This window comes from Acinetobacter sp. FY731 (assembly GCF_059515905.1).
On the sequence record NZ_JCAKNB010000003.1, the window covers coordinates 90214 to 113670 of the forward strand.

Below are 23457 nucleotides of genomic sequence, written 5' to 3' on the forward strand. Positions count from 1 at the left end.
CGGCAAGACTCCTTATTCAATATTCTATCTTTATTTAGCATTCAAACATTTAACAATGTCTTAACTTGTGTTCAAAGATTAATAAACTCTGAATCAAAAGTAAAAGCATTTTCTATCCAATTCAGATCATACGTGAAATGTGAAAAGTCATGCTGTACAGTTTTTGCAAATTGTTGTTTAAAATCAAAACAAATTACATCAAATCTACAATACAAGTCACTCATTTCAGGATATTTATCTAAGTATACAAGTGCTGTTTTTATAATTTTCATTTGTTTAGCGATAGACACAACTTCTAAAGACTGACCATATTGTGTTTTTGAACGAGCCTTCACTTCAACAAATATCAAGTCTTGAGCATTCCTAATGATTAAATCGATTTCTCCAAATCTAGAATGATAATTTTGATGAAGAATTTGAAACCCTTGATCTATTAAGAATAAAGCAGCCTGACGCTCCGCCCAATCACCTAATTTTGATTTATCTTTATTTATATTTTTCATTTTATTGATGTTGTTTTTAAATGTTTATGATTCAAGCAATAAGGAAGAAGATCTAGTTTGCTTCGCCATTGATACTCTAATTTCGGGTAGAATAGCGGATTCTTCGTTACGATGATACAAAATTATCGCGACATCAGCACACCCATTGGAGATTGAATATGAGTGCTCAGTTATACGTTGTAGCCACACCAATTGGGCATTTAGATGACATTACTTATCGTGCTATTGAAGTTCTAAAATCGGTAAAGCTCATTGCAGCCGAAGACACACGTACATCTGCTAAATTACTTAAACACTTTGGTATTAACACGCCATTAACCGCATGCCATGACCACAATGAAAGTGAAAAAGTAAATCACCTTGTTGATCGTTTATTAGCGGGTGAAAATATGGCGCTCATTAGTGATGCAGGTACACCTCTCATTAGTGACCCTGGTTTTAAATTTGTTCGTGCGGCTCAAGCCAAAGGCGTTCAAGTTATTCCTGTACCTGGCGCATGTGCTGCTATTGCTGCTTTAAGTGCCGTAGGCTTACCAAGCGATCGTTTCAGTTTTGAAGGTTTCTTACCCTCTAAACAATCTCAGCGTTTACTTCATCTAAATCGATTAAAAGATGAAACTCAAACCATGATCATTTATGAAGCGCCTCACCGTATTTTAGAATGTGTGAAAGATATGGCTGATGTTTTTGGTGCAGATCGCCCTGTTGGTTTTGCTCGTGAAATTACAAAAACATTTGAAACCATCAAAAAAATGACTTTAGGTGAATTGGTTGAGTTTATTTCAAGTGATTCAAACCAACAAAAAGGTGAAATTGTTTTAGTTATTGGTGGTGCAAGTGAAGAAAAAGATATGGAGCAAGAGAAGCTTGATCAACTTCTAACTCGCTTACTACAGGATTTATCTGTAAAAGCTGCTTCTCAACTTGCTGCAGATTTAACAGGCATTAAGAAGAAAGTTGCTTACCAACGTGCTTTAGAACTTACAAACAAAGTCGAATAATTTTTTGGCAAAGCTAAAAAAACCCATGAACTTTAATTTCATGGGTTTTTTTATTTAATCTTTTGCAGACTCATCTGGTGGAACTTCTGTAATTTTCCCACCACGCGCAAGAAATGCAGCAACTTCATCTTCCAAAGACTGACGCTGTTTTAACTTCGCTGTAATAGTCAATGTTTCCGCTTCAGTTACATCTGTATCTGTTGCTTTTTCATCACCATCTGTTGCTTTTTCATCACCATCTGTTGCACCTTTTTCGGCAGCATCAGCTTCATCATCATCGACAGTAGAGTCTTCTACATCATCATAATCATTCATATCAGTCATTTTCATATCCCCACATTTCGTGCATTCAACAACCAAATTTATTGGTGATGATTTACGAAGAAATTTAGCAATCTCTTCGCATTTCGCATAGAGTCAAATATCGGAAATGGTCTATTTTTTGATCAAATTGGTAATTTTTTATTAACGACCGATTAAAAAATAGCTAATTAATGTTAGACACTGTAACGCGTGTTCTTAAGTAACTGTAAACCATTGGCTTGTGCCATAAATGCATCTTTTAAGGCAACTTGATTCTCAACTTGTTTTAAGCCGAAATTACGAGCCCAAACAATTGGAGAAAATGTTGTTGTTTCCAACCACCCAATAGCAGACATGCTATGCATCATTGCATCATTTTGACCTTTACGTAGATGTTCGTAACGCTTCAGTGTTTGTTCATGCGCCCAAACACCACGTTGATGATCATGTAAAAGTACATCACATAGCACCGCTGCATCTAAACAACCAATGTTTACACCCTGACCTGCAAGTGGATGAATCACATGAGCAGCATCACCAATAATTGCTAAACCATCTTTTACATAACGCTTAGCGGCACGAGCTTTCAGTGGAAATTTGGCGCGTGGTGTTGCTTCTAAAACTTCACCCAACATGTGATGGCTTTCGCGCGTTAATAACGCTTTAAAATCATCATCATTTAATGCTGAATATTCATCTGCATAATCGTCTGGTAATGTCCAAACAATCGACTGCCAATAACCATCTTGTTCGACGTTTAAACTTGCCATTGGCAAAAATGCCAAAGGACCCGTTTCTAAGAAAATTTGTCGAGCAACATGTTGATGTGGCTTCGCTGTGCGAATAGCACATGTCACGCCTGCTTGTTTGTAATCTAAAATATCTAAATCAATAAATGCTTGATCACGTACAAATGAATTTGCACCATCGGCACCAATTAACAATTTGGTTTTTAGCGTTGTACCATCTGAAAGTTCAACATACCAAACACCCACACCCTGCTCAATACGTGCAACTTTTACTTGCGTTCTGTAATCAGTCACTTGTTCTAGCATTTTTTGCTGAATGGCTAAATTTAAAATACTTGGTTCAACCATTGAACCTAAAGCATGATCTATACTTGGCGTATTCTCAGATTGTTCGCCAAAATTAATTTCACCATAACCATTTTTATTCCACACTTGCATACCACTGTATGGCATTTGACGTGCAAGTTGATCCCATACACCTGCTGTTTTAAGCAAATGAATAGTCGCTTGGCTTAAAGCTAAAACACGTGGATTTGCGACAGCTAACGTTTTTTCAGCATCTAAAATGGGTGCTGCATCTAAAACAGTGGCTTGCACGCCACCTTTAGCAAGAAGTAATGCAGTTAAACCACCAACTAAACCACCACCAATAATAACAACATCTAAAACTTTGTCTGTTTGGCTCATGCTTTTAACCCCATTGCATAGTTTGCAACTAAGGGCTTAATGCCTGGAATAAGGTCAAATGCAAGTAATCCTGTATTACGAATAAGCTTTAAGAATGGGTTTTGATTACTAAAACCACGTACAACCGAATCACAGAATTTAATTACACGTTGCTGATCGGTTAAACGTGACTTTTCATAATCTAAGAGCATAGACGGCTCACCAAGATCTTCCGATTTAGCCAATTGCTCTGTTAAATAACGCACCAATACATAAGCATCACGCATGCAAAGATTAAAACCTTGTCCTGCAACAGGATGAATGGTGTGAGCAGCATTACCCATTAACACAACACGCCCTACCGCCTGTTTCTCTGCTAAAACTTGAGATAATGGGAAACAGAAACGCTTACCTGTTTTTTCAAATTTACCTGCACGGTCGCCATAAGTTTCTTGCAAGGCATCTAGGAAGTGTTGATCATTATCATCGCCCAACCATTCACCTTCTGTGCCTTTTTTCACTGGCCAAACCACTGAACGGCGATATTCTCCAGGTAAAGGTAGTAATGCTAAAGGTCCTAAATGACTAAAACGCTCGAAGCCTACATGATCATGAGGTTTTGATGTTTGAACAGTGGTTACAATCGCAACTTGGTCATAATCATGCACAGATGCTCCGACACCTAAAGCTTTACGGCAAAATGAATCTCGACCATCGGCAGCAATGACTAGTTTCGCTGTAAGTGATAATTTTTCGCCCGAACGCTCTGCCTCTATATGTGCTTCATCTTCATTTTGAGTTAATGATGTTACTTGTACACCATCAATAAGTTCAATCAGTGGCTCTTTTTGGACTTCTGTAAGTAACACACGACCAAGCCATGCATTTTCAATCACTTGCCCAAAACTTTCTACTTTTTCTTGTTCTGCTTTTAAACGCGCCTTACCAAAACTGCCTTGTTCTGTAATATGAACTTGTAAAATAGGTGTTGCATGTTCTTGTAAAGATTCCCATAAACCCAGTTCTTGATAAATTTGTACACTACGGCGTGAGAGAGCGCTGTTTCGTGCATCAAAACTTGAGTGATATGGGGCAAGATTTGCATCTTCATAATTTGGATATTTAATGGCTTCAAGCAGTTTTACTGCAATGTTTTGTTTCGCCAACATGAGGGATAAACTTAGCCCCACCATACCACCACCAACAATAATAATTTCTTGTTGCATGCTTGTACCCTTCTTATGTAGTTTTCGAGCTTTCAACCCGAAAGACCTAAAATCTTTAATGGATTTTATATTACCTGAAAGATGAGGTTTTTTATAATGATTCCTGCAAAGAAGATTCCTTTATTCTTTAAGAAACTGTACTTATTTCCTTATACAATCATTATGAGACATCAAAACGTCAAAAAAACAAAGCTCTGTTGCTTTTTTCTTCTTATTGCCGATAAAATAATATTTCAGTAAAATTAACAAATCTAGCCTAGCATTTTTTATTCTGTTCGTTTAAAAATATATCTTTTATAAAACCCATAAACTCATAAAATTAAAATATAATATTATTAATTAACTTAACTAACTATAAAGCATGCATTATTTCATTTTAGTATTCACAATAATTTTAATGACTGGTTTTATTACACATCTTCTAATCAATAAACTAACACCTTATGAGCTATCAATAAAAAGGGAACTTAATTTAGATGGATTACGATATATTTTAGCAAGCATGGTCGCATTCCATCATTACTTCTTCTCTACTAACTTTTTCAATACTGGCAATTGGTCATCAACATCTAATTTTATTAATTATATAGGACAATTCGGGGTAGCAATTTTTTTTATAATTTCTGGATATTTATTTGCAAAAACTCCATTTAATGAACAAAATTGGAAAAATTTCTTTATCAAACGCTTTTTTAGAATAGCTCCTACTCCTATAAGTTTTCTATCTTCCTTCATTTGTGTCCTAATATCCATTATTTTATTCGGGTTAAATGATATTTCTAAAATTTTATACTGGTTTGATTTTGGACTTTTAAATATTAGACCAAACTTTAACTCATATAATTTTTCTTACTTAATTAATGCTGGAGTTACTTGGACACTTGTCTGGGAGTGGATGTTTTACTTTACACTACCAATAATTTCTATATTATTCTTAAAAAAGAAAATACATCAAACACTACCATTTATAATTTCATTAACTTTAATTTTATATATAACACAGCCTCCAATATTTAAAATATTATTATATGGTTTTTATTTTTCAGTAGGATTATTTTATAAATTATGTCTCAACAATATAGAGCTTAATATTTCAAAAAACAGACTAAATATCCTCTCAATTTCTTCACTAATCGCTTGCATTATAATTGGTTCTCATACAACAAACATCAGCCCTCTTAGATATATCCACCCATTTTTGCATGCATTTTTATTTTTCACTATTATCAAAGGCGCTAATTGGTTTGGAATATTAACAATGAGGGGCTTTATAATTCTAGGGGATGCTAGCTATAGTATTTATTTGCTACATGGAATATTTTGGTTTTTATTGAACTATTTTTCTCATTATTATTTCATTGGCTTTAATACACCTATATATTATATACTATTTATTATCACATGGACTTTAATATGTATAATATCATTATTTACATATACCAACATAGAGTTAAAATTCATACAACTTAGTAAAAAATATACAAAAAACAAGTAATAATAGATACACTATTTATTAAAAAAATAAAAAAGCCGATCATTATTAGATCGGCTTTTATTTAATTAAAACAATACTATTACGACATCAAAGCTTCAATTTCTTCTACAGTCTTCACCACATTCTTAGTTAAAACGAGTGGACCATTTTTCGTAGCAACAACATCATCTTCAATACGTATGCCTATACCACGCCATTTTTCATCAACAGTTTCATCATCAGGTGCAATATACAAACCTGGCTCAACAGTAACCACCATACCTTCTTCATAAGTACGCCAATCACCATCTAACTTATATGCACCTACATCATGTACATCCATACCTAGCCAATGCCCTGTTCCATGCATATAAAACTGACGATAACCTTCACTTGCAATAATTTGATCTAAATCACCTTTCATAATGCCTAAATCAAGTAAACCCTGAACTAAAATTCTCACAGCAATAAAATGAGGCTCTTTATATGAATGACCAATACGTACAGCATCAATAGCTGCAATTTGCGACTCTAAAACAATATTATATAAAGCTTTCTGTTCAGGACTAAACTTACCATTCACAGGAAAAGTACGGGTAATGTCAGATGCATAAAGTTGATATTCACATGCTGCATCTATCAGCACTAAGTCACCATCTTTTAGTTCTTGATCATTTTCTACATAATGCAAAATGCAGGCATTTTCACCACCACCCACAATGCTGTTATACGATGGTACACAGCCATTTTGGCCAAACACATAATTGAGTTCAGCTTCTAACGCATATTCCATCATACCTGGTTTAACGGCTTGCATAGCACGTGTATGTGCTTCAGCACTAATATCAGATGCAATTTGCATAAGCTCAATTTCATCTGCCGATTTATGCAAACGCATTTCATCTACAATACGATCTAGTTGAATAATACGTGCAGGTGCATCTAAACCACCACGTTGTTGTTCTTCTGCTTTTTTCATCCATTGGGCTACACGCACATCGAAATCAGATTGATGCCCAATACGATAAAAAACTTTATCTTTATTAATTAACTTATCAATAATTTCTGAATCTAGCAGATCTATTGCAAAGGCTTCATCTGCTTCATATTCATCTATAGCACCATCAATACCTGCACGGTAACCGTTCCAAATTTCCATTTCACGATTACGTTCACGACAGAATAAGCTATATGTATAACCTTCCTCTTCTGTGTCGAAGGTTTCAATGACCGCAACCGCTTCATGTTCAGCAAAACCTGTTAAATAAAAGAAACTACTGTCTGCACGAAACTTATAATCGGCATCACGATTTCTCATAACAGCAGGACTCGTTGCAATAATGGCAATACTGCGTAATCCCATTTCACCCGCTAAGATATCACGACGATCTTGAAAGTGTGCTTGTGTCAATTTCTTCATTTACAATAACTTCTTTTTAATTTTTGATATATTTTGTTGCAATTAAATTCACATTTAAATTTGTGGTAAAAATATGAAAAATCATGCAACAAAATACCTTAAAACATGTTGAATTAACTTGGACGATTTGGCGTAAACATTTCCACTACGTTCGTAGCATCTAATGTTTTTGTCTGTCCATTTTTAGTTGGAAAATGTTGTAACAATGGTGTTTCTTCAATGGCTACTTTTTTACGACCCATTGCTAAACTAACAGGAATTAAACGCACAAACTCATATAACTCTTGATAGCTTTCTTCACCTTCATCGTCATCATCTGAATCTTCAAACTCAACAGCAGCAACATCTTGAAGGTTTTCAATAAGTTCTTGCTCATCTGCACGAATATGTCCAGATGCTAAGCCAAAACCTAATACAACGCCTGCACACCAATCTGCTAAGGCTTGTACACGCTCAGATAATGCGTGTTCATCATCCGGTAACATAGGTAAATAGTCGAGTTCATCTTCAGATAAAGCATGTGCTACATCTTCACCTTCCGTTTCAAGAACTTCTAAAGCCTCTGGACTAAGCTCTGGAACTTCTAAAGTTTCAAGAATTTTAGTCCACTCTTCACGTGTCGGTGCCTGTGTAATACACACAATTCCTGTCAATAAACCATGTAATTCACTTGGGCTAGAAATCTCTTCAATACCCTTAAAATTAAGGTCCCAATCTGACCAACCTGAAATATCGTCTTGCATTCGTTTATCCAATCTCTATACTTCTTATATATTACCTTTGTTTGCAATACTGTGCGACTACGATATGTTAGAAGAATTACAGCGTCTACAAACGCATGTTCGTGTTCTTAAAACACGACTCGCTGAATTTGAATCTGAGAATCAGGCTTTATCTAATGCTCAGCTACTTTCAAATCAACAGCATAATGCTCAAATTGAGCAAAAGAATGGGGCTTTAGAGAGTAAAGAAGAAGAGGTTAAAAACCTGACTCATCAACTAAACTCGTCTCAAACACAATTAAAACAACTCAATGATGATGCAACAACGCTTGCAGATCGTTATAGCCGTTTAGAAAAAAGCTGTACAGATTTAAAAAATCGTTTTCAAGAAATTCTTGCTGAGCGCAATGAATTACGTGTTGTGAAAGAGAAATTGCAAAATGAGCAACGTCATTCACACCAAGAAATTCAAGCTTTGAAAAATGAGCGTGATCGTTTATTACAAAAAAATGAGCATGCAAAAGCAAAAGTAGAAGCGATTATTCAACGTCTTTCTATTTTAGGTACAGCGCAAGATCAACACGCACAAGAGATTCAGCAACTTGCCCATCCATCCGATGCAAGTGAGGAAGCATAAATGAGCGAACAAATACCTATAGATCTTAAAGTTTTAGGTCATAGCTTTCGTTTAGCAACTACAGTTGATAAACAAGGAGAGTTAGAACGTGCAGCAGATTTACTGAATGAAAAATACAATGATTTTCGTCGTAAAGCTCCACGTATGGAACCAAGTAAACTCACCATCATGGTTGCCTTGGAACTCATGCAAGAAGTATTGGCAATGAATAAAACCATTCAAGAATATGAACATTGCGAACGCTTACTTTCTACTATTTTAGAAGATGTGAAAGAATTTTCTGAATAATATGAAATGTTGCATAAAGACTATGCAATTGAAACGTATGTTTACATCAATAAAGCCCGTTTAGTTTAACCAACGGGCTTTATTCGTTATAATGAACTTACTCTGAGATGTTCGCCAGTAAGTCTATATCCCTGCCGATACTTATATCTCCGGATGCGTTCTGCATATTTAGAGTGTATGCCTGTCTTCGTACAGGAAACCCAGCAAGTATGCGTCGTGTCCACCTTGAACTCATCGGGTTCAGGGTAACGACATGCAGCGGCATTTTCGGAGCCTTATTCAATAATTATTATTTCGCAATTTAAAAGAACCTCTTAAACTTTTAGCCCAATCTCTCTTTATCTATTTCAACTTTCTACTCAATCACATTGAAACATGCATTAAAGAATGCAATAAACTTGAAAAATTAATTGCTGTTTGACTGTGATAATCTTTGGTATGTGCTAAGCCAATACTTGTACTGGTACGATTATCTTTTAAATATCGATATTTAATTCCATTTATTTTAAGTTGTTGTGTAGATGATGGAACCAAAGAAACCCCTAAACCCGCGGCAATTAAAGATAAAATGGAAACAATTTGAGGTGCATTGTATTTCAAATTAGGGGTAAAACCACTCAAATGACACGCTCGTAAAATAGAATCATGTAAACCCGGACTAATTTGATCGGGTGATGTTATAAATATTTCATTTTTTAACGTACTTAACTCAATTGTATCCTCAGCACATGGATAATCTTCAGGTAAAACTGCCACCAAATTTTCATCAAGTAAATGCTGAATCACTAAATTAGCTGTAGGCTTTTCAGGAATACGTACAATTGCTAAATCAATTTCATTTTTAAGTAAACTTTCAAATAATAATAGGCTATTTGCTTCTTTTAAACTTAAAGATACATGCGGATATTGTTCTTGAAACAAATAAATGGCTTGTGGAATAAGAGAATTTAAAATACACGTTCCTGTATAGCCAAGTCGTAGCTCTCCAATATTTCCACTTCCTGTAAGTTTTGTCTGCTGTATAGCCTGTTGTAATAATTGCTCAATAGGTAAAATTTCTTTTAAAAATGTGTGCCCTGCTTCCGTTAATTCTGCACCATGAATACTTCTATAAAATAATTCTATCCCTATTTCTTGTTCTAAATTTTTAATTTGCATACTCAGCGGAGGCTGATTAATACCTAGCTTTTTCGCAGCCTTAGTAAAACTTTTTTCTTCAGCAACTGCTTTAAAATAACGTAGATGACGGATATCCATATCTTTAATATATGCTTAATGTGTATCTCATATATTATACATATACAAATATCATTGGTAACCTGTGCGAATAGACCATCGAGTTGTAGGTTATTTAAAAAGCTCCAATGTTACAAAGATTTATGCTTCAGCTACAGGAAAAAACAATCTTCCCAATTTCCTTATACTCTATTTTTTTTATTGGTCTTGCTCAAATTTTTATCTGGGGTGGCTCCTTTTTTCTTTTAGCTGTTTTTTCTCGGCCCATCATGCAAGAAATGGGATGGGGACGAGAAATCATTTATGGGGGTTTATCTACAGGATTATTAGTTTCCGCTCTCGTTTTAACTTACTTAGGTCATTTATTTAGATATTTTCAAGCCAAAAACATTTTAGCTTTTAGTGGCTTTGCCATAGCTATAGGCCTAGTAACTTTGGCATATAGCTCAACACTTTGGAGCTTTTATTCTGCATGGATAATCATTGGTGTAGGAATGGCGTTAGGCTTATATGACACCTTATTTGCTGTATTTGGTCACTATTTTGGACTTAATGCAAAAAAACTTATTGTCGCACTGACTTTAATTTCAGGTTTTTGTACCACCATTGTTTGGCCACTTCAGGTCTATTTGATCTCTTTAATTGGATGGCGAGATGCTCTACTTGTTTGGGCTGTTTTACTCTTTATTTTTATTGCTCCCATCTATTACTTCTGTTTACCAACCACACCAATATCTGCTCTACAAAATACTAAAAAACCAATAAAAAATAAGCTTAGTTTAAACCCTAAAGTCTATTATTTAATGTCCACAATTTTTATGTTTTCCTCAATTATTATGACCATTGTGTCCATTCAATTAATTGATATTTTACAAGAAATAGGAATGACTTTAGTTGCAGCTATTGCTGTCTGTGCACTACTTGGACCAAGTCAAATTGTCTCTAGAATTTTTGATATTATGATGAAAGTAAATCATCCTATTCATTCATTACTAGTATCGGTATGTTTAGTAAGCCTTGGACTTCTGCTTTTAACTATTGATTCAAAATATGCAGCGATTGGTATTATGATTTATGGCGCAGGTAATGGATTAAGATCAATTATTCGTGGAACCCTGCCCCTCGTTTTAGTACCTAAAGATCAATACCCTTTACTCATGGGGAAACTAGCAGCCCCATCTGTGTTAGCGCAAGCATTTACGCCTTTTATTGCAGGATATATTATGGATAAATATCACGTAACTTGGTTATTAACTATTACTGTGATGCTTGCTATGTTAAATATAATATTCTCAGCCTTATTAATGAGAAAAATAAAATATTCTTAAAATTTTTCCTATCGACTTTATATAATATTCCTCTTATAGATCACGGCTTAAAGCATATAAAAAAGCTCACAATTTGTGAGCTTTAGACTATCTAATACAATAAATACAACTTACAAAGAGTAATTTAAACCACTTCGACTTGACCTACATGATGATAAGCACGATCAAAATAAACTAAACTTTCATTCTGTTGACTCTTTTTAATAGCAACAACACGGCACATGAACACACTATGTGTGCCTACTTCTTGAATCTGATCAATCTCACAGTCAAAACTCACCAAGGCATCTTCTAAAATAGGTGAACCCGTTTCTAATGTTGTCCAAGCCCCTAATTTAAAGCGCTCCTCTGAATTCAATTTACTTGATGCAAATGCACTTGAAATTTTTTCATGCTGTGCACCCAATACATTGACGCTTAATCTTTTATTTTCAACAAAATGTGAATGTGAACGAGAAGCTTGATTCATACAAACTAATAATGTCGGTGGTGTGTCTGTCACACTGCATACAGCAGAAGCAGTAAATCCATGAAGACCTGATGCACCCTCTGTTGTGATTACATTTACTGCTGTTGTTAACAAAGACATTGCATTTCTATAGTCTGTTGCTTCAATCATCTCTTTAATCCTAAATCGAGCTTTCGATTTTCATTCATATAAAGGGAGACAACATCCCCCTTTATTCATACCTAAACCAATGGTTACTGTGCCGATAATTCTTTACGAATAATTTCTGCACCCGCACTTAAAGCATTCAACTTGCCACGTGCAACATCACGAGATAAAGGAGCCATACCACAGTTTGTAGATGGATAAAGCTTATCTGCATCTACAAATTGAAGTGCTTTACGTAAAGTATTTGCAACTTCTTCTGCTGTTTCAATTTGATTTGTAGCTACATCAATAGCACCAACCATCACTTTCTTACCACGAATTAATTCAATTAACTCCATGGGTACATGTGAATTCTGACATTCTAAAGAAACGATATCAATTTTCGATTTCTGAAGCTTAGGAAAGGCTTCTTCATATTGACGCCATTCTGAGCCTAAGGTCTTTTTCCAATCTGTATTGGCTTTAATACCATAACCATAACAAATATGAACTGCAGTTTCGCATTTTAAACCTTCAAGCGCACGTTCTAAAGTCGCAACACCCCAATCATTAACTTCATCAAAAAACACATTAAATGCAGGTTCATCGAACTGAATAATATCTACACCTGCTGCTTCTAACTCCAGTGCTTCTTGATTTAAAATTTTAGCAAATTCCCAAGCCAGTTTTTCACGGCTTTTGTAATGACCATCGTATAGCGTATCAATCATGGTCATTGGACCTGGGAGCGCCCATTTAATTGGCTGATTGGTTTGACTACGCAAAAATTTAGCATCATCAACAAATACAGGTTTTTTACGAGATACTGCCCCGATCACGCTCGGAACGCTTGCATCATAACGATTTCGAATTCGGACTGTTTCACGATTTTCAAAATCTACACCTTCTAGATGTTCAATGAATGTCGTTACAAAATGCTGACGAGTTTGTTCGCCATCACTCACAATGTTAATGCCTGCATGTACTTGTTCTTGCAAAGATAAACGTAGCGCATCTTGCTTTGCTTCAAGTAGTTGTTCTCCGTCTAGCTTCCAAGGAGACCAAAGTTTTTCAGGTTCAGCAAGCCATGAAGGCTTTGGCAAACTACCTGCTGTTGATGTTGGAAGTAAAATTTGGGGTTGTACAAGTGCCATGTCTAATCTTCTTTCTTTAAATCCGTGAATATTCGTGATGTATTAAGCAGCGTTGTCTACTGTAAAGTTTGCAGCCCATTCATTTAGAATGTCTTTATATGGGTTTATGAAGTTTTCTTCTGTCCATTTGCCCTGTTTTACAGCCAATTGACCACGTTCAACACGATCATAAACAACACGCGTTAAAGAATAATCTCCATAACTGAGGCTTGGCTGATACACCACACCTGCTGGTGAATTCGTATTGTAAATTTCAGGACGATAAATTCTTTGGAAGCTTTCCATCGTACTAATTGCACTAATTAATTCAAAATCTGTGTAATCTCTTAATAGATCACCTGCAAAATAAAAAGCTAAAGGTGCATTACCATTTTCAGGTTTGAAATAACGAACTTTTAAGCCCATTTTTGCAAAGTAGTCATCTGTGCGTGAATAGTCGTCATTGGTATATTCCACACCTAAAATAGGATGCACATTCGCAGTGCGATAATACGTTTTGGTTGTTGAAACACTCAGGCAAATTACAGGTTGTTTGCTAAACTCAGCTTTAAAGACTTCTGAATTCACAAGATGTTGATATAGCTTGCCGTGTAAATCACCAAAATCTTCAGGCTTTTCATTAAATTTACAACCCAATGATGGCAATACCACACTGAAATCATAATCACGAACATAAGAAGAGAAACTATTACCAATCATGCCTTCAATGCGTTCATTGGTTTGATGATCTGTAATCGTACTTTTTAACGTTTCAATAAATGGAAAAGTTTGACCATTACCTTCAATATCAATTTCCGCAGAAATAATATCAATTTCAAGTGAATAACGATCACCCTTTGGATTATCGACAGTTGCTAAACTATTGAAACGGTTATTAATCATTGCAAGTGTGCGGCGTAAATTTTCCTGACGACTTTCACCACGTGCCAAATTGGCAAAATTTGTGGTTAAACGTGTATTGTTTGCTGGCTCATAATTTTCATCAAAACGAATACGTTTAATTGAACACTCAAATTTATGACTCATGAAGATTCACCCTAAATTTTTATAAAAAGCTAAATTTCTGTATGCACTTATTTAAGCCTGAATCAAAAGATGAGTAAAACGATATAAATTCAATAAAAAGTGAATTTAATTCATGTTGTGATTTTTTAGACATTCTTCTAATGTTATGAATCAATCAGGATCATGCAAAAAAAGCTCCATTCATAAAAATAGAGCTTTATAAAAAATGGATTTTTTCAACACAATCAATTCGTAATCGTTTTAATCCAAGCACTAGGATGTTGATCAAAACCAATTTTGGCGTAATACGTTGTTGCCTGAGGTGCAGCTAAAAGAATAATTTTACAGTTTGGCTCTAACTGCTCCGATGTTAATTCAATCAATCTTTTACCAATTCCATATTTTTGAAATTCTTCAGAAACTGCCAAATCGGATAAATAGCAACAAAAATGAAAATCTGTAACAGATCTTGAAATACCAACCAATCTCTTTTCAGCCCATGCAGACACTATTAAATTAGAGTGTTTCAACATACCTTTTATACACTCAACATCATGAACGGGACGCCTTTCACCCAATGAGGTTTGATTTAATAAATCGATATATTCCTTTGCTGTAATTTCCGTATTTACTTTATAAATAATACTATTCTGAGTGGTATTCATAGATCTTTAAAACTTTAAGAACTTAATATCAATATAACCTAAAACACAAATATCTGATGATTTTAAACTGAATCATCATGACTTAAATATTGAACAGCTTCGCCTTATATTGCTTGCATCATGAATCTATTTCATCTCAAGATTAAAAGAAATTATCTTATTTCCTCATTTTTAACAATTTAAATATCTAAAATAGACCGTTCAGATTTAAATAGCCTCACATCAATTATGTCTAACAAACTTGAACGACAAAAATTAATGCTCCCGCAAGGTCATCAAAAGTTACTCCTTCACTCTTGCTGTGCCCCCTGCTCTGGTGAGGTCATGGAAACACTCATTGAATCTGGTATCGACTTTTCTATATTTTTTTATAATCCGAATATCCATCCTGTTAAAGAATATGAAATTCGAAAAGAAGAAAATATTCGATTTGCAGAAAAGCATAATATTCCATTTATAGATTGCGACTATGACACAGACAACTGGTTTGATCGTGCCAAAGGCATGGAAAATGAACCCGAAAAAGGGATTCGCTGCACTATGTGCTTCGATATGCGTTTTGAACGTACTGCGTTATATGCTGCTGAAAATGGTTTTAGCTTAATAAGTAGCTCTTTAGGTATTTCTCGTTGGAAGAATATGCAACAGATTAATGATTGTGGTCATCGCTCTGCTTCACATTATGATGGTATTACCTATTGGGATTACAACTGGCGTAAACATGGTGGTGCTGTGCGTATGCTTGAAATTAGTAAAAAAGAACAATTTTATCAGCAAGAATATTGTGGTTGTGTGTATTCACTTCGAGATACCAACCGCTGGCGCAAAAGCCAAGGGCGTGACCGTATAAAACTTGGCGTTAAATTTTATTCAAATGCTATGGATGATGAATAGAAAACATCCTAAGGTTTTCATCATAGTTTCTCTGTGCTAGAATTCGCGCCCTTTATATAGCTTATCTTTTAAGCTTATTGGAACTTTTTTGAATGAAATAATCTTTAAATGATTCTTTTCTCATTTTGTCTATTTCATATTTTCCAATTTTAATTCATCTCCCTCTGTTTTTTAACGAGAATACTTTTAGTTATCTCGTTAAAAGGCATATAAGTTACGTAGAAAATAATGTCTCAACCTCAAATATCCAAACTTACTTGGACTGCTTTGTTATTCCCTTTTGCTTTAGTTTTATTCGAATTTGCTGTTTATCTTGGCAATGACTTAGTACAGCCTGCAATGCTTGGCGTTACCCGCGATTTTGGTGTAAGTAGCAGTTGGGCTCCTTCATCCATGTCTTATTATTTATTGGGTGGCGGTTGTTTAGCTTGGCTCATGGGTCCTTTATCTGACCGCATTGGACGTAAAAAAGTATTACTTGCAGGTGCACTTTTCTTTAGTGTCATGTGCTTACTTATTTTATTAACTCAAAATATTCAGAGCTTTTTAGGTTTACGCTTTTTACAAGGTATTGGTTTAACCGTTATTAGTGCCGTTGGTTATGCTGCTATTCAAGAAAATTTTGAAGAACGTAGCGCCATTAAAGTTATGGCACTTATGGGAAATATGACGCTATTTGCACCATTACTTGGTCCTATTATTGGCGCATTCTTAATTGAACATGTGTCTTGGCATTGGGGCTTTGTGGGCATTTCAATTCTATCTTTATTGGGATGGCTTGGTCTTAAAATTGCGATGCCAAATGATCAAAAAAGCAATTTAACACAGCAACCCTTAAGCCATATTTGGAGTGACTTTAAGAAAGTTTATAAGAATAAACAATTCCTAATTATGACGCTTTCTTTACCTTTAGCCTCATTACCTATCATGATGTGGATTGCACTATCTCCCGTTATGCTTGTTGAAAAATTTGGCTTTAGTGGTTTTCAATATGGGCTTGCACAAATTCCTGTACTAGGTGCATTAATTCTAGGCAGTGTAATTTTAATGAAAGTGGTAGATCGCTATCGTTTAGGTCAAACAGTTCTTATCGGTTTACCTATTATGCTCATTGGTGCACTTATTATTTTAGTTGGCTTATTTATTCCGCAACTGACCATTTGGACTTTAATTATTGGTATGACATTAATGAGCTTTGGTGAAGGTATTTGTTTTTCTGTTTTATACCGCCTAGCAATGATGTCTTCTGATGTATCTAAAGGAACAGTTGCTTCTGCAATGTCTATGATGATGATGTTTACTTATTTCACAGTGCTTGAAGTCTCTCGACACTTATATGAAACGTACAATATCTTAGCATTCAGCTTATGTAGCCTTGCTTTAATCTTGATTTGGTTTACTTTCCCTCGTGCTATGTTGAAAAAAATTATGCAGACACGCGCAGAAAAAGGTGAATTTTAAATAATAGATAGATTCAAAATAAAGTGATCCTATCTATTTAATTTACCTAAAAACTAAACATACCAATTTTTCCAAGAACTGGTTCCACGTACATCAAGAGGTACCGTTGGAATCAGTTTTTCTTTTAGAATTTGAGTTTGGTCTACTGCTTTAGCAAGTCGTGCTTTCACCGAATGAATACATTCACGATCTCCAAACTCACATAAATCTAAACTTGTACCTCCACAAGGTCCATTGGCTAATCCTTTTGGACAAGTTTCAGGACAAATATATAAAGTTTCACCTAAACGACATTGTCCGCAACTTTCACACCCAACCACACTATGTTTTGTAAGATGTTCCGTTTTCATTAAAACTTTGGTGGCTGTTTTACTCCCCCAAAATGGCGCATTAAATACAAACTTACCAAGCCCTTTTCCAGCTTTAGATTCAAATAAGGCGGCATGCATTAAGTGTAATTGTTGATATTTAATTTTTTCAGCAGCACTTACTGATCGAGAAAAATATTTCACCTCAGGCTTAAACTCTTCGCCTGATTTTATCTGCCAAAATTCATTCCAAAGTAATTCAAGTTCCTCTAATGCTAAACAACGATATTGATCTATATAGCTTTCTAATAACTTTTGCTCTTCTGGTTTATGACATGCAGATAAATGTACACCAGCCAAACCTAATTGCTCACAGATCAAAATTTGTAAAGCACAACGTATATAAGCATTATTCGTCTGCCCTATTTGCTTTTCACGTTCTAAAACTTTGAGCATATGTGAACTAATCACAATGCCTGCAACCTTATTTCTAATCATAAACTTAGCACGTGCCAAAGTAAGCGGCATGACACAAGCCAGTAATTTTTGTGAATAGTGATGTTGCTTTAAAAATGCTTGTGCCTGTTGTAAAGCTGTTATGTCATAACCAAGTTGAGTAATGACATAATCTGCACCTGCTTTTAATTTTTTATGTAATTTTAAATATTGTGCATCACGCTCAGCTTCAGCATATTTAAATGGATTAAAAGCTACACCAATATTTAATCCACTTTGTTTTTTTGCAGCCATGACTGCATTTACAGACTCTAAGTACCGACTCCGAACAGTTCCATTTCCACCCGTTTTATGCTCTTTTAACTTATCACCTGAAAGCAATAATAGGTTTTTAATATTTTTCTCTTTAACCTGTTGTAAAAAGCATTCAAAGTCTTTTATATCACGATCTTTTCCCGAAAAATGAATGACCTTTTCAATCTCATTTGAATAGTTTTTGCTTGCTTCTAATGGCGAAACATCATGATCTGAATGCACTCGATCTGCCAATGTCATAACAATAGGATATCCTGAAAATATTGTTTTAGTTGGATACGTCTCTGTTAATGTGGTGAGATATTCTACAAGTACACAAAATTGGTTTTTCTGAAAATAGGAAGAAAGTTGTGACATAAAAAACGCAGTATCACTATCAAAATATATATACTGGGAATTATAAATCAATTTAATTTAAGCACCACTTAAAACATGCTAAATGAACAATTTGAAAAACAAAATCTTTACATTGAAGCAATCCATATTCCAAACCAACAGTATGAATAAAAATATTAAACCTCTTTCATAAACATAAAGAGTACGTTTCCTTTTCATATCAAAAAATTATGTTCATTCAAGCATAAAAAAAGCCCCCAAATACGGAGGCTTTTCTAGATCAATTTTAACCTGGGTAAATACCACGTTCTTTACGTGCACGTAAAATACGCTCACACGCCAAGATATAAGCTGCTGTACGCATAGTGCATTTGTTATCCGCTGCACAGTTCCAAACATCTGCAACCGCTTGAATCATGAGCTTATCAAGACGTTCATTAATTTCAGCCTCGCTCCAGAAGAAGCTCGCCATGTCTTGAACCCACTCGAAGTAACTTACCGTTACACCACCAGCATTACAAATTACATCAGGCACAACAACAATGTTACGGCTAACTAAAATATCATCAGCTTCTGGATAAGTTGGACCATTTGCACCTTCTAGAATCATTTTAGCTTTTAAACGCTGTGCACGTTCAACCGTAATTTGACCTTCTAATGCAGCAGGAATAATGATATCTGCATCAACATCCCAGAAATCTTCATTATCAATTTGCTTAGCACCTTCAAAGCCTAATACACCTTGAGTTGCAGCAACGTGAGCATGCAAGCTTGGTAAATCAATACCATCAGCATTAAAAATGGTACCCGTATGATCTTGAATACATACGATTTTAGATTTGTATTCGCTAAATAAGTTAGCAGCTTCACTACCTACGTTACCAAAACCTTGAACAGATACCTTGGCACCATCCAAGTTTAAGCCAATTTTTTTCGCAATTTCGTAACCTGTAATAAATACACCACGACCTGTCGCTTTAACACGCCCCAGTGAACCACCAAGGTGAACAGGTTTACCTGTAACAACACCCGTTACAGTATGACCTTGACCAGATGAATACGTATCCATGATCCAACCCATTACATTTGGGTTTGTGCCTACATCTGGAGCGGGAATATCTTTTTGAGGTCCAATAATATGGCTAATTTCACTTGTATAACGACGTGTTAAACGCTCTAATTCACGTGGAGATAATGTACGTGGATCGACACGGATACCACCTTTAGCACCACCAAATGGTAAGTTTACTACAGCAGTTTTAATGGTCATCCACGCTGAAAGTGCCATAACTTCATTAATTTCTACGTCTGGATGATAACGAATACCACCTTTACCAGGACCACGTGAAAGGTTATGTTGAACACGGTAACCTTCGAAATGACGGATAGAACCATCATCCATAATAATTGGTACATCAACAATTAAAGCACGCTTAGGACGCTTTAATGTATCAACATATTTTGCAAGATCTTCACTTAAATATGGCGCAACACGATCAACTTGTTCTAAAAATGTTTTCCAAGGACCATGTTCTGCATTTGCGTACGAGAGATTAGACATTTATATTCCTTTTATGAATTTATTGAGTTCCTTATTAGACACTCTTTAAATTTCTTAACATTAGTTTTAATCAAAAATTATTTTTGTATTCAATTATGCAACAGAGTATGCAATTTTTTGATTGTAACAAAACTCGATCATATACTGTGCAAAATTTGATAATTGTTTTTTCAAGTCAAAGCTTGAATGTTACAACTATTTAAAAATACTTAATAATTTTAACTTAAAACTACTGCGCTTACAGTTGCGCGAAGTATAACAAAAGCTTCTAAATATTGAGTAATTGAGTACAATTCAACAATTATCTTAACAATTTGTTACTTTCGTTTTTTAATTAGAATTGATAAATCACCCTCTATTTTCTTCGTTTTTTATTTAACAGTATGAACAATCAATCAATTAATTTTACTTTAGATTCATAGAAATGCTTGCTATCTTGCAACACAATTTAAATGATTGAGATTTACTATGCATATTAGTGAGCAAATTGTTCTGGTTACAGGTGGTGCCCGTGGACTAGGTTTAGCAATTACCGAAACATTAATTGCTGAAGGTGCCCGCGTTGTTGTTAACTATTATACAAGCAAAACCAAAGCAGAATTTTTAGCAGAAAAATACCCTCAACAAGTTTTCATATATCAAGCAGATATTACTCAAAAAGATCAAGTTCAAAATTTATTCACTGCTGCCAAAACACATTTTGGAACAGCAATTACGTCTATTATAAATAATGCCTTAGTTCACTTTGAATTTAATGGCGATCTCCGACCTCAAGTAGAAGATCTCACAGCAGATCTCATGACGCTACAATTTAATGGTGCTGTACTTGCAGCATTAAATACGACTCAAGCGGCATTGACCGATATGAAACAAGCTAATTTTGGACGTATTATTAATATTGGGACAAATCTCGTGCAAAACCCAGTTGTTCCCTATCATGATTATACTGTTGCAAAATCGGCTTTACTTGCATTCACAAGAACCGCTGCACAAGATTTAGGTCAATATGGTATTAACGTAAATATGCTTTCAGGTGGGTTATTACAAAAAACTGATGCAAGTCAATCTACACCAGACTTTGTATTTGACTTAATTGCTTCATCAACACCTTTAAAAAGAGTGATTACACCTCAAGAATTTGCTTCTGCAATTATGATGTTTTTATCACCCTATTCACGTGCAATTACAGGTCAGAACTTAATTGTAGATGGTGGATTAGTGAAAGGATAAAATTTGTATTTACATTCATTTTTTAAACAAACAGTAAATATCAAATAATTTAGGGTGAAAAAACAAATATAATAAACTCACCCTATCTTTCATTAATGATTCAAAAAATGCGACTTTTGAGCTTTGTCTGTATCACCTTTATTCTGACAGGCTGTATGGGAACATCAAAAGAGATTAAAAATGCGGAATCTCTTTTAATACAGTTTCGATGCACAAATATTGAAAGTGCTCAAATTCCACATAATTCAATAAATTCTTATTATGAACAGTCGCTTTATTCATCTAAACAAAAAGCTCAAACCTATATAGAGAGCTACAAACATGGTGATAAGCTATTTAATATTTCATTAAATGAAGTTGTAGAACAACAATATATTCTTTATAAAGAAGCCTGCCAAAGCCTAGGCGGTGTAACAAAAAAAATAATTGAGCAAGAATAATATTTCAAGCAAGTTAATACGAATATATAACCTGCTCAAAGTATTTTTCTATCCATTATTATTCAGAAATATAACGCTGATCGACACTAAAATCTTCTGGAAACTTAGCGTGAATATTTGAATAAAAATCCATAATCTCTCTCATATCTTTATCCATATCACCCGATGGATAGACAATTTTACCAACGCCTGTTTTCTTATTTTTATAATCCATATATGCCAAAGCAATTGGCACATTGGCATTTAAAGCAACATGATAAAAACCTGTTTTCCATTTTTCTTGTTTAGCACGAGTTGCTTCAGGCGTAACTAACATTACAAGTTTAGGATGCGTCTTAAAGAGGTCTGTCATAACCTGAACCATACTTAAGCGCTCTTGCCCTGCCTCTTTTGGACGACGATCAATTCCAATTCCACCCATTGCTCGAACAAAAGGACCAAATGGAAGTTTCATATAACTGTCTTTAATTGTTAAACGAACATTCACACCCAACGCTTTCAATGCTAATCGCGCATAAAGTGCATCCCAATTACTTGTATGTGGTGCTGCAATCATGACACATTGATCTAAATCTAAAGGCCAATGGTTATCAATTTTCCATCCCAAAGTATGAAGACTTCTTTCAGCTAACTTCTCAAACATAAATAAAATACAGATGTAAAAAATTTGGAAGATTGTATCAGTTTAATTAGAAAATAATATTTAATAAAAAGTAATTATTTATAACAATCTTCGCTACATCCTTATCAGTTTTTATAAACTAAATTTAATAAAGTGAATATAAAATATATATTGAATATCATCATAATTTAATCATAATGATATGGAATATAATGGAAAAATACACCAATATTAATTATTTTCAAACACAACACTAAATAGATTCTTCACCAAGTTAAAACATCACACTATATTCACGCAACTAAAGCATATTCGCTTTAATTTTTATCTTCACAACATTAGGTGGTTATATGAAAAAAACAGCCCTTGTTCTTTCAATCCTCAGCATGTCACTTATGGCTTGTAGCAAACCAAACACTGAAACGACTACTGAAACAACCGCAGTAAGTGAAACTACAGTCGTTCAATCTGTTGAAGCCTCAGCTCCTGCAAGTTCTGAACCCGTAAGCGAATCAGCTGAAATCTCACTCGACTGGGATGGTGACTATAAAGGCTCACTTCCATGTGCCGATTGCGATGGAATTAAAACCAAACTCGAATTAAACAAAGATAAAACCTTTGAAATTTCTCGTGAATATTTAGGTCTTAAAAACACCGAGCAAAAATCAAAAGCCAAAGGTTCTTTTACTTTTGATGCTAAAAATCCATCTATTATTGTATTAGGTGCGCCTGAAAACAAAAAAGTTTTCATTGCTGAAAACTATGTTCAATTCTTAGATGAAGATGGCAATAAAATTACAGGTCCTATGGCTGACCTGTATATTTTGAAAAAAGATTAATTTTTACCTAAAAAAACCCTGCA

General features: G+C 34.7%; 24 protein-coding genes and 1 other RNA gene. 11 read left to right on the forward strand and 14 right to left on the reverse strand.

The window, feature by feature from the left end:
• Nucleotides 1-71: 71 nt before the first annotated feature.
• Nucleotides 72-503 (reverse strand): YraN family protein, encoded by a 432-nt coding sequence (locus tag AC5YC8_RS04550; protein ID WP_496163715.1) that lies wholly within the window; start codon nucleotides 501-503, stop codon nucleotides 72-74.
• Nucleotides 504-661: 158 nt separating this feature from the next.
• On the opposite strand from AC5YC8_RS04550, the gene rsmI reads away from it, so the two are divergent.
• Nucleotides 662-1504: a 16S rRNA (cytidine(1402)-2'-O)-methyltransferase gene (gene rsmI / locus AC5YC8_RS04555; RefSeq protein ID WP_496163716.1), complete on the forward strand. Its 843-nt coding sequence runs from the start codon at nucleotides 662-664 to the stop codon at nucleotides 1502-1504.
• A gap of 54 nt (nucleotides 1505-1558) precedes the next feature.
• On the opposite strand, the gene AC5YC8_RS04560 is transcribed toward rsmI, so the two are convergent.
• The 3 genes from AC5YC8_RS04560 to ubiH all read right to left on the reverse strand — a co-directional run bounded on the left by AC5YC8_RS04560 (nucleotide 1559) and on the right by ubiH (nucleotide 4448).
• Nucleotides 1559-1828, reverse strand: a complete 270-nt coding sequence (locus AC5YC8_RS04560) for a hypothetical protein (RefSeq protein ID WP_496163717.1) — start codon at nucleotides 1826-1828, stop codon at nucleotides 1559-1561.
• Nucleotides 1829-2001: 173 nt separating this feature from the next.
• Nucleotides 2002-3243 carry an FAD-dependent monooxygenase gene (locus AC5YC8_RS04565; RefSeq protein WP_496163718.1) on the reverse strand — a complete coding sequence of 414 codons (1242 nt, stop codon included), beginning with the start codon at nucleotides 3241-3243 and terminating at the stop codon, nucleotides 2002-2004.
• Entirely contained in the window at nucleotides 3240-4448 is a 1209-nt protein-coding gene (gene ubiH / locus AC5YC8_RS04570; protein ID WP_496163719.1) for a 2-octaprenyl-6-methoxyphenyl hydroxylase, read from the reverse strand. The genes AC5YC8_RS04565 and ubiH overlap by 4 nt, the downstream gene beginning before the upstream one ends.
• A 397-nt stretch (nucleotides 4449-4845) precedes the next feature.
• Here ubiH and AC5YC8_RS04575 point away from each other — a divergent pair, with 397 nt between their 5' ends.
• Entirely contained in the window at nucleotides 4846-5943 is a 1098-nt protein-coding gene (locus tag AC5YC8_RS04575) for an acyltransferase family protein (protein WP_496163720.1), read from the forward strand.
• Between the two features lie 79 nt (nucleotides 5944-6022).
• Here the strand turns inward: AC5YC8_RS04575 and pepP are convergent, their stop codons facing one another.
• Nucleotides 6023-7342, reverse strand: coding sequence for a Xaa-Pro aminopeptidase (pepP, locus tag AC5YC8_RS04580; protein ID WP_496163721.1), 1320 nt, complete (start codon nucleotides 7340-7342; stop codon nucleotides 6023-6025).
• 113 nt (nucleotides 7343-7455) lie between these two features.
• The gene (locus AC5YC8_RS04585; RefSeq protein WP_496117126.1) at nucleotides 7456-8085 is read right to left on the reverse strand and encodes a UPF0149 family protein; all 630 of its coding nucleotides are present in this window, start codon (nucleotides 8083-8085) and stop codon (nucleotides 7456-7458) included.
• Between the two features lie 64 nt (nucleotides 8086-8149).
• Here AC5YC8_RS04585 and AC5YC8_RS04590 point away from each other — a divergent pair, with 64 nt between their 5' ends.
• From AC5YC8_RS04590 to ssrS, 3 genes are all read left to right on the forward strand, one after another.
• Nucleotides 8150-8701 (forward strand): hypothetical protein, encoded by a 552-nt coding sequence (locus tag AC5YC8_RS04590; RefSeq protein WP_496117128.1) that lies wholly within the window; start codon nucleotides 8150-8152, stop codon nucleotides 8699-8701.
• Nucleotides 8702-8989 (forward strand): cell division protein ZapA, encoded by a 288-nt coding sequence (locus AC5YC8_RS04595; protein ID WP_496117130.1) that lies wholly within the window; start codon nucleotides 8702-8704, stop codon nucleotides 8987-8989.
• A gap of 96 nt (nucleotides 8990-9085) precedes the next feature.
• A non-coding RNA gene (gene ssrS, locus AC5YC8_RS04600) (6S RNA) lies at nucleotides 9086-9267 on the forward strand.
• A gap of 85 nt (nucleotides 9268-9352) precedes the next feature.
• Here the strand turns inward: ssrS and AC5YC8_RS04605 are convergent.
• Complete coding sequence (locus tag AC5YC8_RS04605) at nucleotides 9353-10246, reverse strand: LysR family transcriptional regulator (RefSeq protein ID WP_496163722.1); 894 nt, start codon at nucleotides 10244-10246, stop codon at nucleotides 9353-9355.
• A gap of 122 nt (nucleotides 10247-10368) precedes the next feature.
• On the opposite strand from AC5YC8_RS04605, the gene AC5YC8_RS04610 reads away from it, so the two are divergent.
• The gene (locus tag AC5YC8_RS04610) at nucleotides 10369-11553 is read left to right on the forward strand and encodes an MFS transporter (RefSeq protein ID WP_496163723.1); all 1185 of its coding nucleotides are present in this window, start codon (nucleotides 10369-10371) and stop codon (nucleotides 11551-11553) included.
• A 124-nt stretch (nucleotides 11554-11677) separates the two neighbouring features.
• Here AC5YC8_RS04610 and AC5YC8_RS04615 read toward each other — a convergent pair whose 3' ends face one another.
• The 4 genes from AC5YC8_RS04615 to AC5YC8_RS04630 form a co-directional block, all read right to left on the reverse strand.
• A complete protein-coding gene (locus AC5YC8_RS04615) occupies nucleotides 11678-12172 on the reverse strand; it encodes a flavin reductase (RefSeq protein ID WP_496163724.1) in 495 nt (164 codons plus the stop codon).
• 83 nt (nucleotides 12173-12255) lie between these two features.
• Nucleotides 12256-13302: a methionine synthase gene (locus tag AC5YC8_RS04620; RefSeq protein ID WP_496163725.1), complete on the reverse strand. Its 1047-nt coding sequence runs from the start codon at nucleotides 13300-13302 to the stop codon at nucleotides 12256-12258.
• Nucleotides 13303-13344: 42 nt separating this feature from the next.
• Nucleotides 13345-14328 (reverse strand): putative oxygenase MesX, encoded by a 984-nt coding sequence (locus tag AC5YC8_RS04625; RefSeq protein WP_496117139.1) that lies wholly within the window; start codon nucleotides 14326-14328, stop codon nucleotides 13345-13347.
• Nucleotides 14329-14552: 224 nt separating this feature from the next.
• Nucleotides 14553-14972 (reverse strand): GNAT family N-acetyltransferase, encoded by a 420-nt coding sequence (locus tag AC5YC8_RS04630; RefSeq protein ID WP_496163726.1) that lies wholly within the window; start codon nucleotides 14970-14972, stop codon nucleotides 14553-14555.
• Between the two features lie 228 nt (nucleotides 14973-15200).
• On the opposite strand from AC5YC8_RS04630, the gene AC5YC8_RS04635 reads away from it, so the two are divergent.
• Nucleotides 15201-15866 (forward strand): epoxyqueuosine reductase QueH, encoded by a 666-nt coding sequence (locus AC5YC8_RS04635; protein WP_496163727.1) that lies wholly within the window; start codon nucleotides 15201-15203, stop codon nucleotides 15864-15866.
• Between the two features lie 228 nt (nucleotides 15867-16094).
• Nucleotides 16095-17327 carry an MFS transporter gene (locus tag AC5YC8_RS04640; RefSeq protein WP_496117145.1) on the forward strand — a complete coding sequence of 411 codons (1233 nt, stop codon included), beginning with the start codon at nucleotides 16095-16097 and terminating at the stop codon, nucleotides 17325-17327.
• A gap of 53 nt (nucleotides 17328-17380) precedes the next feature.
• Here AC5YC8_RS04640 and AC5YC8_RS04645 read toward each other — a convergent pair whose 3' ends face one another.
• Nucleotides 17381-18763: a methylenetetrahydrofolate reductase C-terminal domain-containing protein gene (locus tag AC5YC8_RS04645; RefSeq protein WP_496163728.1), complete on the reverse strand. Its 1383-nt coding sequence runs from the start codon at nucleotides 18761-18763 to the stop codon at nucleotides 17381-17383.
• A gap of 265 nt (nucleotides 18764-19028) precedes the next feature.
• The gene (locus tag AC5YC8_RS04650; RefSeq protein WP_496117149.1) at nucleotides 19029-20303 is read right to left on the reverse strand and encodes a Glu/Leu/Phe/Val family dehydrogenase; all 1275 of its coding nucleotides are present in this window, start codon (nucleotides 20301-20303) and stop codon (nucleotides 19029-19031) included.
• A 468-nt stretch (nucleotides 20304-20771) separates the two neighbouring features.
• On the opposite strand from AC5YC8_RS04650, the gene AC5YC8_RS04655 reads away from it, so the two are divergent.
• Together AC5YC8_RS04655 and AC5YC8_RS04660 are read left to right on the forward strand one after the other, a co-directional pair.
• Nucleotides 20772-21533, forward strand: coding sequence for a 3-oxoacyl-ACP reductase (locus AC5YC8_RS04655; protein ID WP_496163729.1), 762 nt, complete (start codon nucleotides 20772-20774; stop codon nucleotides 21531-21533).
• A gap of 107 nt (nucleotides 21534-21640) precedes the next feature.
• Entirely contained in the window at nucleotides 21641-21973 is a 333-nt protein-coding gene (locus tag AC5YC8_RS04660; RefSeq protein ID WP_496163910.1) for a hypothetical protein, read from the forward strand.
• A 58-nt stretch (nucleotides 21974-22031) separates the two neighbouring features.
• Here AC5YC8_RS04660 and AC5YC8_RS04665 read toward each other — a convergent pair whose 3' ends face one another.
• Nucleotides 22032-22616 (reverse strand): 1-acyl-sn-glycerol-3-phosphate acyltransferase, encoded by a 585-nt coding sequence (locus AC5YC8_RS04665; protein ID WP_496117155.1) that lies wholly within the window; start codon nucleotides 22614-22616, stop codon nucleotides 22032-22034.
• A 329-nt stretch (nucleotides 22617-22945) separates the two neighbouring features.
• On the opposite strand from AC5YC8_RS04665, the gene AC5YC8_RS04670 reads away from it, so the two are divergent.
• Nucleotides 22946-23434 carry a copper resistance protein NlpE gene (locus AC5YC8_RS04670; protein ID WP_496163730.1) on the forward strand — a complete coding sequence of 163 codons (489 nt, stop codon included), beginning with the start codon at nucleotides 22946-22948 and terminating at the stop codon, nucleotides 23432-23434.
• The last annotated feature ends 23 nt before the right edge of the window (nucleotides 23435-23457 follow it).